The sequence below is a fragment of the Rhodopirellula baltica SH 1 genome (assembly GCF_000196115.1).
In the GTDB taxonomy this organism is placed as follows: domain Bacteria; phylum Planctomycetota; class Planctomycetia; order Pirellulales; family Pirellulaceae; genus Rhodopirellula; species Rhodopirellula baltica.
This window is the reverse complement of sequence record NC_005027.1, coordinates 3,464,274-3,477,211: the sequence shown is the minus strand read 5'-3', so window position 1 is coordinate 3,477,211 and position 12,938 is coordinate 3,464,274. Positions and strand designations below refer to the sequence as shown.

11 protein-coding genes are annotated in these 12,938 nt (G+C 54.7%); 7 read left to right on the top strand and 4 right to left on the bottom strand.

From position 1 onward, the window contains the following. Positions 1-247: 247 nt before the first annotated feature. Positions 248-1,417, bottom strand: coding sequence for an AraC family transcriptional regulator (locus tag RB_RS13390; protein ID WP_011120976.1), 1,170 nt, complete (start codon positions 1,415-1,417; stop codon positions 248-250). A gap of 72 nt (positions 1,418-1,489) precedes the next feature. Beyond that, on the bottom strand, positions 1,490-2,401 hold the full coding sequence (locus RB_RS13385; RefSeq protein ID WP_164921984.1) for a DUF6677 family protein: 912 nt from the start codon (positions 2,399-2,401) through the stop codon (positions 1,490-1,492). 225 nt (positions 2,402-2,626) lie between these two features. Here RB_RS13385 and RB_RS13380 point away from each other — a divergent pair, with 225 nt between their 5' ends. The 3 genes from RB_RS13380 to RB_RS13370 all read left to right on the top strand — a co-directional run bounded on the left by RB_RS13380 (position 2,627) and on the right by RB_RS13370 (position 6,099). Beyond that, entirely contained in the window at positions 2,627-4,282 is a 1,656-nt protein-coding gene (locus RB_RS13380; protein ID WP_037201147.1) for a solute:sodium symporter family transporter, read from the top strand. A gap of 39 nt (positions 4,283-4,321) precedes the next feature. Then, positions 4,322-5,476 carry an aldose epimerase family protein gene (locus RB_RS13375; protein ID WP_011120973.1) on the top strand — a complete coding sequence of 385 codons (1,155 nt, stop codon included), beginning with the start codon at positions 4,322-4,324 and terminating at the stop codon, positions 5,474-5,476. Between the two features lie 284 nt (positions 5,477-5,760). Beyond that, positions 5,761-6,099 carry a hypothetical protein gene (locus tag RB_RS13370; RefSeq protein WP_007334037.1) on the top strand — a complete coding sequence of 113 codons (339 nt, stop codon included), beginning with the start codon at positions 5,761-5,763 and terminating at the stop codon, positions 6,097-6,099. Positions 6,100-6,136: 37 nt separating this feature from the next. Here the strand turns inward: RB_RS13370 and RB_RS13365 are convergent, their stop codons facing one another. Further along, the gene (locus tag RB_RS13365) at positions 6,137-8,437 is read right to left on the bottom strand and encodes an AMP-binding protein (RefSeq protein ID WP_007339018.1); all 2,301 of its coding nucleotides are present in this window, start codon (positions 8,435-8,437) and stop codon (positions 6,137-6,139) included. A 254-nt stretch (positions 8,438-8,691) separates the two neighbouring features. On the opposite strand from RB_RS13365, the gene RB_RS13360 reads away from it, so the two are divergent. Next, positions 8,692-9,405, top strand: coding sequence for a YceH family protein (locus tag RB_RS13360; RefSeq protein ID WP_011120970.1), 714 nt, complete (start codon positions 8,692-8,694; stop codon positions 9,403-9,405). A gap of 22 nt (positions 9,406-9,427) precedes the next feature. Here the strand turns inward: RB_RS13360 and RB_RS13355 are convergent, their stop codons facing one another. Further along, a complete protein-coding gene (locus tag RB_RS13355) occupies positions 9,428-9,772 on the bottom strand; it encodes a hypothetical protein (RefSeq protein ID WP_011120969.1) in 345 nt (114 codons plus the stop codon). 234 nt (positions 9,773-10,006) lie between these two features. Between RB_RS13355 and hpt the strand changes: the two genes are divergently transcribed. The 3 genes from hpt to RB_RS13335 are packed head-to-tail and all read left to right on the top strand — an operon-like array spanning position 10,007 to position 12,911. Then, a complete protein-coding gene (gene hpt / locus RB_RS13345) occupies positions 10,007-10,540 on the top strand; it encodes a hypoxanthine phosphoribosyltransferase (RefSeq protein WP_007327769.1) in 534 nt (177 codons plus the stop codon). Then, positions 10,537-11,790, top strand: a complete 1,254-nt coding sequence (locus tag RB_RS13340) for a glycosyltransferase (RefSeq protein WP_011120967.1) — start codon at positions 10,537-10,539, stop codon at positions 11,788-11,790. The genes hpt and RB_RS13340 overlap by 4 nt, the downstream gene beginning before the upstream one ends. Continuing rightward, complete coding sequence (locus RB_RS13335; protein ID WP_011120966.1) at positions 11,787-12,911, top strand: glycosyltransferase family 4 protein; 1,125 nt, start codon at positions 11,787-11,789, stop codon at positions 12,909-12,911. Before RB_RS13340 ends, RB_RS13335 begins: the two co-directional genes overlap by 4 nt. Positions 12,912-12,938 lie beyond the last annotated feature (27 nt).

The following is a 12,938-nucleotide window of genomic DNA, read 5'->3' as shown; positions in this document are numbered from 1 at the left end:
TTGGACGGCAAAATCCACCATCGATTCGGCACCCTGCGTGATCGATCTCCCTGCCGCGACAACCAACGTTGCTGAATGCGGGCGGCAAATCAGCGATCGAAAAGGCTAGACCGGGAGCGATCAAGGTCGGCTTAGTATACTTGGTCCCAGCCCCAGCACCAAATTTTCTTGCCGCGCTGGCGACGCAATTCCCACGGAATTCGGCGGAGTCGACCGGTGAATTCCGCATCGCTTTCGCCGTTTTGGCTCAGCTTTCTTGGCCTCGGACGCTTTGCCGGTACTGGCCGGGTGTCATTCCGAGATCACGTTTGAACACATAATGCATGTATTCCGGATGATCGAGCCCCGCTCGGTAAGCGATCTGTTCGGCAGCCATTTCGGTGGTGACCAACAATTCTCGGACACGTTTGAGCTGAACGTTTCGGATTTCCTGCTGGGGTGTCCGGCCCAAATACCGCCGAAGTTGCCGTTCAAGTGTGCTTCGGCTGACGGCCACGTTTTGCAGCACTTCATCAACGGTCAGGCCTTCGCAAGCGTGTTGACGAATGTACGCCAAAGCGGAGGCAACCTCGGGGTGATCGATGGCAACAACATCGGTCGAAAGTCGGGTGGCGACTCCGGTCGGCGCGACGACTTGCTGAGTCTCGTGATGCGATTCGCCCTTCATCCATCGGGACAGGCGTTCAGCGGCAAGGAACCCGACAGCTTCCGCGTTTGGAATCACGCTGGACAGCGGTGGCTGACAGAATTGGCAAAGCAATTCATCGTTGTCGACACCAATGACGGCGACTTCTTCTGGGACGGTCAATTCCAACGTTGAGCAAACTGCGAGAACGTGTTGGCCTCGCAAATCGTTGCAGGTGAAGATCCCGCAGGGTTTCGGCAGCGATTGCAACCATTCCGAGATCGCTTGTTGATCTTCTTCCCATGGGCGCGCCAGGTTCATCCAAGGCGAGTTGAATGCGTCGCATTGGCCGCCTTCTTGTTGGATCGTTTTGATGAACGCTTCTTGGCGTCGTTGCGACCACGCTTCGAAGTCGAATCCGCAGAAGGCAAAGTGTTGAAAACCGCGTTCCATCAAGTGTCGGGCTGCCATCTCACCGATCTTGGCGTCGTCGCTGCGGACGTGTGCTTTGTCGACTTCGCTGCGGTCGTTCAGTTCCACAACCGGAATGTTCCGCCGGACCGCCGCCTCGATCATTTCGTCGGTGGATCCACGCGAAATGATTCCGTCACCCTGCCAGTCGTTCAGCCACGAGGGCGGCGACGTCAACAAGTCTCTTTGTTCTAGGAAGACCGACCAATCTTCTTGCGTTCGCATGAAACGCATGATTCCAGACAGAACTTCACGTCCGTAGACGGTCGCGGTCTCGACCATCAAGGCGACGTGAGGTTTGGAGCGAGCAGGCTTGTTCAACGCGCGTCCTTCGACAGAAAAGTCAGCTGATTAGATAAGGCGATGAGTATCGCATAGAAAAGTGTGATCGCTTCAGACGCCATTCGCAAACTCCGGCGATGCGTCTCCTTCGTTGGTCGCAGTCTCAGAGGAATCCGATTCGCGTTTCTTCCGGCCGCTGATCGGCACCGCCAAAGGGCCACCGAACGCGTCGTAAACCACCAGGAAATTCAGCAGTCCGGCAATCATCGTGTACCAAGTTCCCATTTCGTATCCCGATCCGCGCCGGGCGTACCAGGCGGCGACCTCATCGGCCTCGGATTCAACGACTGGGCGATGTGGAGGTGCCATGAAGCCATTCCACAAGGGCTCGTAGTCCGAACGGGTCCGGCCGCGGCTGTCCGTTGCCAGTCGCATCCGGTTGCCTTGAACCAAGGCTGGAAGTGCTGCGGAGCCGACTCCGGCCTGCAAAAAATAGTGCCAGCGTTTGTCGCCTGGATACCAGGAAGCATAGACGACGTGAAATCCGCCAAGGGCAAAACCCAGCATCCAAATCGAGAGGATGCTGATTACGAACAAGGTCCCTTTTGTGTGTCGACCTTGGTAGAAATGGCCCGCGCCGGGGACCAGCCAAGCAAGAAACGCGGCCAAATAGCGATTTCGCAGGTCGACATGGATCCCGTCCACTTCGATCTGAGAGTCGCCGTTGAAGACCTTGGGATTGATTTTGATGGACTCCGGTTTTGGCTTGGAGTCCTTTGCGGAATCCTGTTTGGAATCTGAGTCGGTGGAATTCTCGCCAGGGTTGGTCTCAGCGTCTCGGGACTTGCGTGAACGTTGGGCCATGAGTGTGGAGCAAACGAAAATTCGGAAAGCGGGCGGATGCCCAGACGGTGGGGCAATGGTGGAACGCGTCATTTTGCGAAATTCAGTCCGTCGGCGATAGCCAGTCGCATCGATTCCGGCCGGCGGAACGCTAATTCGCTGGTGAAGTCCAATGGTCACGAAAGTCGATTGGAAGGCAATATGTCTTAGTTGTGGTCGCGAGTTGATTGTGGTGAGGTCATGCGTGATTGGTGAGGCAGAGCGTGTTGAAGGGAAGATCGTGACCATCTGTGAGGGTTGAAAGGAAGAAAAATCTGCCTGGCGGCTGTGAGTGAGCAGGTGACGCTGTATGGTATGTGGTCTAGCCGCGAACCCATTTGCATGATGCAACACCCGAGGATGTCCATGAACACCACCACGCTGATTTCCTTTCTATTCTTCACCGGCATGGTGGCGTTTTTGACTTGGTGGAAAACGCGTGGCAGCGATGTGGACACCGACGAGGGCTATTTCTTGGCCGGTCGGTCTTTGACTGGAGTCTTCATCGCCGGTTCGTTGTTGCTGACGAATCTGTCGACCGAACAGTTGGTCGGACTCAATGCGGATTCTTTTCGCGATGGCTTGTCAGTGATGTGCTGGGAAGTCGTTGCTGGGATTTCGCTTGTGATTCTCGCTTTGGTTTTCCTGCCCCGGTATCTGAAGTCTGGAATCGCGACGATTCCACAGTTTTTGGAAGAACGCTACGGTCGCAGCGTCCGTGCATTGACCGCGGGAATTTTCATCGTGGCATACATGCTGATTCTGTTGCCGTTCGTGCTGTTTTTGGGGGCAAACGGACTGAACAGTATGCTCTCGTTGAACGTGAAATTTGGTGTCACCGATTACCAAATGATTTGGATGCTGCTCGTCTTCATTGCGACATTGGGCGGTGCCTACGCCATTTTCGGTGGCTTGCGGGCGATCGCGGTGTCCGACACTTTCAATGGTGCGGGGCTGCTCGTCGGCGGTTTGATGATCACCTACTTTTCACTGCAGGTCGTCGCTGGCGATGACGGTGGAATCAGCGGGGCCCTTCAGAAAATCGACGCAGCCGACCCGGACGCCTTTCGGTCACTCGGGGCGGATAATGAGTCCACTCACTGGCCAACGTTGTTCACGGGAGTGTTGTTGCTGAATTTTTTCTACTGGACCACCAACCAGCAGATCATTCAGCGAACGTTTGGTGCCAAGAATTTGGCCGAAGGTCAAAAGGGCGTTTTGCTGGCGGCGTTCTTCAAAATCTTGGCGCCGTTGATTTTGGTGCTGCCGGGAATTGCGGCGGCCTATTTAGTCGTCACCGCGAACGATCAACAAATGATCGATGCGGTCGGAACCAATTCCGATGGCGATTGGAATTCCAGTCAGGCCTACGGTGCTTTGGTCGCTCGAGTGTTGCCTGAGTGGCTGCTGGGTTTCTTCGCAGCGGTCGTCATTGGTTCCATCCTTTCCACCTTCAACTCCGTGCTGAACTCTGCAGCAACATTGTTTTCGCTGGACGTTTACAAGCAATACATTCGACCGGATGCGACCACCAAACAGGTTCGCTTCTCGGGTCAGGTTTGCAGCTTTGTTGTCGCCATCTTTGCCGTAATCGCGGCACCGTTGGTGTTTTATGGACGCGACGGAGTGTTCAGCTTTTTCCAAGGATTGAACGGTGTGTACTTCATCCCGCTAGCTTCCGTCATTCTGTTGGGGTTGTTCCATAAAACCGCAGACGGACGATCCGCGATGGCTGCGTTGATCGTTGGCTTGGTCCTGATGGTGATCGGTACGTTCTTTGGCGGTGGCGAAGATGGATGGTTGGAAGCCACGTTCGTCAATGGTTTCCACTACATGGGAGCCGTGTTTGCATTTTTGATCGTGATGCAATTGGTCATGGTGGCGATGGGAATTCGCCGTGATTCGCCGTACGAGCAACGAGATGCCAAGCTTGTTGACTTAACGCCGTGGAAACCAGCACCGTACGTCGGAGGCGTTTTGGTTCTGTTGTGCCTTGGCGTCTACGCTTTCTTTGCGATCTAGATCCGTTGTTACCTTCGGCTAACTTTCAAATTCAAAATCATGTTTGTCGCTTCTTGGAGAGATGGAATGAACCGATTCAATGCAAAATGGTTCGCCGGTTTGTTGATGCTTGGTTGCCTCGCCAATCCGATCACCGCGCAAGATCAAATGCAAGTCGAAGACTTTGATTCGATCGAGCTGTACACGCTCGAGAACCAATCGGGTGCGAAGGTACAAATCACGAACTTCGGCGCGATCGTGACATCGATCGTGGTACCCGATCGCGATGGGAAACTGGGGGATGTCGCATTAGGGTACGACTCTGTTGAGAGTTACATCAATGCGGTCGACAAGCCTTACTTCGGTGCCATCGTTGGACGCTACGGCAACCGTATCGCCAATGGTGAGTTCTCGTTGAATGGTGAGACGTATTCGTTGGCAACCAACAACGGACCCAACCATCTGCATGGCGGCGTGATCGGTTTTGACAAAGTTGTTTGGGACGCCGAACCGACCGCGGTGAATGGCAAACCAGCACTGAAAATGACTTATTTGGCCAAAGACGGTGAAGAAGGTTATCCAGGCAATCTGCAAGTTGCGGTGACCTACCAGTGGACGGACGAGAACAAATTGATCGTCCGCTACGAAGCGACAACAGATAAGGCCACCCCGGTAAATTTGACCCAGCACACGTATTTCAATTTGGCCGGTGAAGGCAACGGCACGATTCTCGATCATGAGCTGATGTTGAATGCGTCGAAGTTCACTCCGGTTGATTCGACATTGATTCCCACAGGAGAACTTCGCAATGTCGAGGGGACGCCGTTCGACTTTCGAAAAGCGAAAGCGATTGGACGAGATGTGGGCATGGAAAACGAACAGCTCGAATTCGGTTTGGGGTATGACCACAACTTCGTGTTGGATTCATCCGACAAAGAGGGCGACCTGACGTTGGCGGCGCGAGTTTTCGAGCCGACGACAGGGCGAACAATGGAAATTCACACCAGTGAACCGGGGATTCAGTTTTACTGTGGAAACTTTCTGGACGGTCGCTTGGTGGGGAAGTCAGGCAAGTCCTACGTTCATCGCGGTGGATTCTGCTTGGAGACTCAGCACTACCCGGATAGCCCTAATCAATCAACGTTTCCCTCCGCAATTTTGAAACCGGGCGACAAGTACGACACGACAACCGTGTTTCACTTCTCAGCGAAGTAGTCGGCGCTGTTCATTTATCATCCCCACGAAGTTGGTCGCGGTCGAAGTTGGCCGTGCTTGTCGCTGTCACGAACCCATGGCCGATACACGACGGCCGGTCGCTGTATCGCGAATTTCGACTCAATCAACTGACGGCATGCAGTCGCGAATCGCTTCGAGGGAATTCCTGGAAGCGATTTCGCGTTCTCGAAGACATCGGCTGCCTCACCAATTGTGTCCTTTTCTGAAAGCTGCGATCATTTGGGGCAGGTAACCTGTCTCAAGTCCACGCCTCAGGAACGACATTGGCTGCAAATCAATTTCAGCGAAACGACTGGGTGATCTACCGGAAACAAAAGAGCAGTGTTTCTCCGGGGCCACGAGCATCCGACGTTCATGCCGCAGGAAAAGGCAACACCTACCGGTACGTCGTAGAGAAGTACTGGGTGGTGGAAGAGGTCCTGGATGACAACCGGTTGAAAATTTGCACGCGTCGCGGCAAACGACACTGGGTGAGTGCCGACGATCTTTCTTTGCGAAAGGCCCGATGGTGGGAACGTCTGCTGTATCGCAGTCGATTTGAGGCCATCGATCTGAATTCGCCGGTCAGTCTCGAAGACGAGATCGGAAGTCCGACCAGTTGATCGCTTGCCCACGCGAATGAACGATCCCGCTCACCGCTTAGCAGCTCGCCATCGTCAATTCGCTCGCACGGTCTCGAGCGCCCTTGAGGTCCAATTTGCCGGTTCCAAGCAATGGAATCTCATCAACTTCAAAGAAACTGTCGGCCGACGGGATGAACAGATTGGCCAATCCTGCGGCCTTCAATCCTTCTCGCAGCGAATCCGGTGTCTGGGATGTTGGAAGATGCAAGACGATGATGCGTTCCCCTTTGCGTTCGCACGGAACCGCGGTGACACAGACTCGCACTTGGTCGTCGTCATCGCCATCGGCTAGCAGTTTGCCAAGTTCTTCTTCAATGCGAACGTGCGGCACCATCTCGCCAGCGATCTTCGAGAAACGGCTCAGACGACCGGTGATGTGCAGGAATCCATCGCCGTCGATGTGGGCGATATCGCCGGTTGTGTACCAGCCATCGACGACGGCAGTTTGCGTTAGGTCATCGCGGTTCGCGTAACCTCGCATCACATTTGGGCCGGTTACCAGCAGCATTCCATCTTCACCCGCGTCCAGTTCGGTTCCATCGTCGGGCGAAACGATTCGTGCTGAGATGCCGGGCAATGGGCGTCCGACACTGCCTTCAACGCGGTCGGGTTGGAATTTCGCAGCCGATCGTGAGGGCGGAATGTTGACGCTGACCAATGGGCTCATTTCGGTCGTGCCGTATCCTTCGACGGGGCGAACGCCAAAGCGTTTTTCAAATGCGTCAAACAGATCCGCGGGCATTTTTTCTGCACCAACGACCGCGACGTTCAGCGTTTTGAATTGTTCCGGTGTGATGCGGCGGAGATATCCACGCATGAAGGTTGGCGTGCCAAGCAAGACGGTGGCTTTGTACTTCTCAGCGAGTTTGCCGATTTGTTTGGAATCCAACGGGTTGAAGTGATAAACGCCCGCGGGGCCGAGCGTTTGTGCGGCCCAAAGCGTGACCGCGTAGCCAAACGAATGGAAGAACGGCAGGACGCCGATGACGACGTCCTCGGTGTTGAGCCGAATGGCGCGATTGACCGCATCGACGTTGTGGCTGACGTTCGCGTTGGACAGCAGAACGCCCTTTGGCATTCCGGTGGAACCGCTGGTGAAGATCACGGTCAGCAGGTCGTCGCTTTGAACTTTATTGAGCCCCAAAATTCGGTCAAGCAACCAGCTGGGCACGATCGTCGCTTGCAGAGCAGCGATGACTTTGTCGGCCAAGCTGACTTTCTCTTTCAGCTTGTCCAACGAAACGATCTCGGCATCCAGTTCCACATCGATCTTTTCCAGGAACCGGTCGCTTGTCAGCACGTGCTTGATTCCCACGTCACGGATGCAGTGGTTCATCACGTCGCTGCTGACCGTGTAGTTCAGGTTCGCACTGACACGACGATCGGCGGCAAGAGCAACATTGACCGCGACGGCACCAACACTTGGAGGAAGTAGTATGCCGACGAACTGCTCATCTTTGGCGAACACTTCGCGATGAAGACATCGACGAAGAGCGAGCGTGTTGATCAACAGCTTTCGGCCACCAACTTCGGTGCCCAAGGTGTCGGCGGCTTGCAAGCGTTTGCCTCGGCGTCGCCAAACCCGAAGGACTTGTCGTGCCAAAACAGGAAATTCACGACGGTGATCGATTTGGGCCTTTGAACCCAATGCCTGAACCTTGCCACGAACGGCGGAAATGGGGGCGTCGGCAGGGAGAGGTTCGCCGACGTAAACAGTGATGGTGCGACGGAATTTGTCGGGCCATTTCCAAAAGTATTTGCCGCCGGAAAAACTGAAAATGCTGCCCCACATTCCTTCCAAATGAACCGGAACGATCTTCGCGTCGGTGTTCTTCAGAATCTTGCTCATTCCCGGACGGAACGCCTGCAATTGCCCGGTTCGCGTGATGGTTCCTTCAGGAAAAATGCCCACCACGTCGCCATTATTCAGGCCTTCGCGAGCGTCACGAATGGCTCGCCCAATCGACTTGGGACCGCCCATCATGAAAATTGTGTCGAAGGCTCGGCCGAGGTAGTCGCCAATTTTCGAAGTGAAATTGCTGCCGTCGACCACGAAGCGAACATTTCGCGGCAGGGCCCAAAGGATCAAAATGCCGTCGATCCACGAGGTGTGATTGCTGACCAAGAGACAACCGCCTTCGGTCGGGAAGTTCTCTAAACCGACAACTCGTTTCCGGTAGAAAATTTCTAACACCGGACGGAACAAGCAGCGAACAAACAATCGCGGCTTCCAGACGGCCATTGCGATCGCGATGGCCAACAAGGCGACTAGAACAATCAGGATGATCAGATACGTGTCCACCGTCAGCGGCTCCACCTACACAAGTCGAAAAGTTTGTGGCCGCATCCTCGTGAGCAGCCCAACGCATGATGATACGGTCTGGAGCCCCGCTTCGAGAGTGCGACTCGCGGAAATCCTCGGTTGCTGCCAAGAAGACTCGAAAAAGTTACCATGGCTGGTTCGTTTTGAGTTCAAAAGGATTGACGCGAGGTTCGTTGGAACCTTTCGGTTTCTTGTCGCATGTGCGATCCCGATCGACACACCACGGTTTGCATCCAGTAGGTAATGGAATGAACGAAGAAAACGCTGCTGAAAATGAATCCAGCCAACCCAAGCCGCTGTCCGCCACCGCGAGGCGATGTTTGGGCGTGTTGGTCGAGAAGGCCAAGACGACGCCTGATGGCTATCCATTGTCATTGGCCGGTTTGATCACGGGTTGCAATCAAAAATCAAATCGTTCGCCTCAGATGCAGGTGGATGAGTCCGATGCCCTGTTGGCTCTAGACGAACTTCGAGCAGCCGGTGCCGCACGGGAGATTCAAGGCAGCGGACGAGTAACGAAGTATCGCCACGCAGCCTACGAATGGTTGGGAGTGGATAGTCCCGGAGCCGCGATCGTCACCGAGTTGATGCTGCGTGGGCCGCAAACGGCTGGTGAACTGCGCACACGTGCTTCGCGGATGCACAAGTTTCCCGATCTGGATTCACTCAAAACGGAATTGGATTCGTTGATCGAAAAGGGCTTGGTCGAATCATTGACGCCACCCGGTCGCGGGCAAACGTTTGCACATTGCTTGTACACACCGCAAGAACGCTTGTATCTGGTTGATAAAATCAAAAAGCAGGATGCATCCAGTGCGGCGCCCTCGCAAGCGGAATCCGGATCGACGTCTCCGGCAAAAGCGGCCAATGATGACCGCATCGACAAGATTCAAGAACGACTGGACAGCGTGACCGCGAAATTGGAGGCACTCGAGAAGCGGTTAGAATTTCTCGAGTCCTGACGCCTGTCTTTGCAGCTCGTCGCTAAGCAGCTCGACGCATTGGCTCGGTTTGAGCTGTGTCGGTCTGCGGTTGGGCGGCGGCAAATTGAGCTTCCATCTCGGCTGATGTGAGCGTGGCCACGCAGGCTCCGTCGGCATCGTGAATCTTCAATTCGTGCTCTTCAGTGAACCAAATTGCCGATGCCGAGTCGGTTCGAAACCGACGGCCCCGATAGAATCCGTCGCAGATAAAGACGGTTTCGCTCCATTCGACCTTGGTTTCTTCTGGTCGAATCTGGATGGTTTCCGGCGAATCTTCTTCAGGCTGAGCGTTCAGCCAAGCCTGGAAGCAATGACGAGCTCGAGCCAATTTTTGCGATGGCGTCATGCGTCTGTTCGATCCACGATTGATAGGGCAAAATGGGTGGCCGACGAAGGTGACCCAATCCTTTCAATCGGATCGAAGCCCGTCCCGGCATCGAACATCCCAGTTCCCTCATCAGGGGTGACTCGATCGGGAAATTTGCTGCCAAGTCGCCGGTTTGCCCAATCGGAATCATTTAACACCCGGCATGTCGCCCGTTCTTATCTTCACCGAATCTCGATTTCATTTTGATCCGCCATGCGAACGCTGATTGACGAATCCCAGCTCGATGACGGCGTTTCCAAATTGGCGAAGGAGATCGATGCCACCTACGGCGATCGCCCAATCACGGTGGTCGCGGTGATGACGGGATCATTGGTGCTGTTTGCGGATTTGATTCGCCGGTTGTCGATGCCTCAGCGTGTTGGTGTGATTCATGCATCGAGTTATCGCGGTGGAACTCAAGCGGGCAAATTGGAAATTGATTCCAAGATGCTGATCGATGTGCAAAACCGTGACGTGTTGTTGGTTGACGACATTTATGACACAGGAGCCACCCTCACCAAGCTCAGCGGAGCGATCGCGGACATGGGGGCATCAAGCGTGTCGACGGCGGTTTTGTTGCGGAAGTTGCGTCCGGAGCAGATTGGTCCGAAGCCAGACTTCGTTGCGTTTGAGATTCCGGACGAGTTTGTCGTTGGCTACGGACTGGACTACCTCGACATGTATCGCAACTTGCCATTCATCGGGGTGTTGGAACCCGATGAGATTGAAGCGACGGCTCGCCAGTGAGTGCGTCTCGGGTGATGTTCGTCGCTCGGCATTTTTGGCCGCATTGTTCGGGGCGACACGAATCTGCCGCGGCAACGTTTGACTTGACCCAGCGATTGGCGAATTGGGGCATGCGGGTGGAAGTCGTGACACCTCGGCATGGCAACACATGGCCGACCGAAATCATGCTGGGCGATGTAAAAGTTCATCGTGTCGCGTCGGCTCCGCGTGGTGATTGGTCGACGCAACGTTACGTTCGACATCTGAGCCATTGGTTGGTCGAACGAATGCCAACTTTGGATGCGATCGTTTGCGACCAACTGCGAGAAGAATCGCGAGCTGTGTCGATGGCGATTGAATCAGGGGCTGCCGACACCCACGGTGATCACCAAACGGTAGGCGTTGCCATGTGTGGTGGTTGGGGAGACGATTCTGATCAAACGTGGTGCCAAAACACACGAAGCGGTAAACGCATTCTGCAGTCGTGCGGCGGACTGGATTCCGTGATTACCGAGAACGCCAAAACGGATCGATATTTGGTGTCGCACGGGGTTCTCGCAGAGAAACTTCGCCGGCGACCGATCGGGTTTCCTCGTCCCGCTGTGGTGACGGAACAACAGCGAAACGATGCGCGTCTCAGTTTGCGTGGTATCAATCTCGATCTGACGACGGACCTGGAATCTCGCGTGCTGTTGTGGTGTGGCCCGATGTCAGGCCCGGCATCCTCCGAAAGCGGCGTGGGTGCGTTGGTTCAAAGTGCACGGTTCCTCGCCGCTCGAGATCAGGATTTGCGAATTTGGATCCTCGGTGATGGAAAAATTCGCGACTGGGTGCACACCGAGCTGAAAGCCGAAGGTGTTCGCGGTGTCGTCGCCATACCGGGTTCGTTTTCGGACATGACCGAAATTTGGCATTCGGTCGATGCGGTCGTCCAGAACGAAGACTCGCAGTTGCGATCCACCTTTCCGGCTGCTCTGGCTGCGGGGATTCCGATCATCATCGCGGATCGTCCGGCGGCGCGAGACTATTTGCAAACACACTTTGATCCGTCCATTTTGGATTCGTTGGCTTGGTATGACCCTGCCAAGCCGAGTACGCTTCGCAAAGCCTTTCGTTCCGTTTGGAGCGATTTAGAAATGGCCAAGCAACATGCATTCGAATTGGCACGAGATCTTTCGCGTCGTCATCCCTTGGAGCAAGAACTGGCTTTTTGGCAATCCATTTTGCGTCCCAGTCCCAACCAAAACCTGCCCAGCCCGAAAGCCTCATGAAGATTGCTTTGGTCATTCCCACCATGGATCGTGGTGGTGCTGAAAAACAGGTGGTGTTGCTCGCCAAAGGTTTGCACGAGTTGGGGCATGATGTCCGCGTGTTCTTGCTGACGCGAGATGGGCATCGAAGTGAGGATTTGCGTGCCGCGGGCGTTCCTGTGGTTTTAATTGGCAAACGTTTCAAAATGGATCCGACGGCACTGTTTCGTCTGAAGAAGCAGCTCGTCGATTTCGCACCGGATATCGTGCACACGTGGTTGTTCGCTGCGAACAGCTTTGGCCGGGTGGCAGCGAAATGGGCGGGTGTTCCCGTTATCATCGCCAGCGAACGATGCGTTGATCCTTGGAAAACCGGTTGGCATTTTCTGATCGATCGGCGTCTTCAAAAAATCTCACAAGCGATCACAACGAACAGTTCCGGAGTCCAGGACTTCTACGCGGCCAATGGTTTGGATCCGGCACAATTTGTGGTCATTCCAAACGGCGTTGAATCAATCGATTCAACGAAAACTCAAGCGATTGACCGCGAAGAAGCCTTCCGTCGGCTGGAGGTCGCATCCGAGCGGCGATTGATTGTGGCTGTTGGTCGATTGTGGCCTCAAAAACGTATCCGCGATTTGATCTGGGCCGGCGAATTGCTCGCGACTGCTCGCGGCGACACGACGTTGGTTGTCATCGGCGATGGGCCGCAGCGAGAAGAGTTGCTTCGCCATCGTGATTCGGTCTCAGCGCCTCTGCACGTTCGATTTGCAGGACAACGAGAAGACGTTGGTGAGTTGCTTCCTCATGCGGATCAATTTTGGATCGCCAGTGAATATGAAGGGCAAAGCAACGCGGTGATCGAAGCGATGTTGGCGGGTGTGCCCGTGATCGCCTCCAACATTCCGGGCAATCGAGATCTGGTGATCGACAAAGAAACCGGTTGGTTGTTCGACGTCGGTGACGAAGCCGATTTGGTTCGTTTGAGTCTGGCAGCATTCAACGATCCCGACGGTTCGCAGCGTATCGCGGAACAAGCACGGCAACATATCGTTGACGAGTTCTCTCTGGACGCAATGATCCGGCGACACGTCATGCTCTACGAGAAACTCTTGGTTGGACACGATCAGACGAGAAGCTAAATACGGACGACCTTTCATTGATGCTCG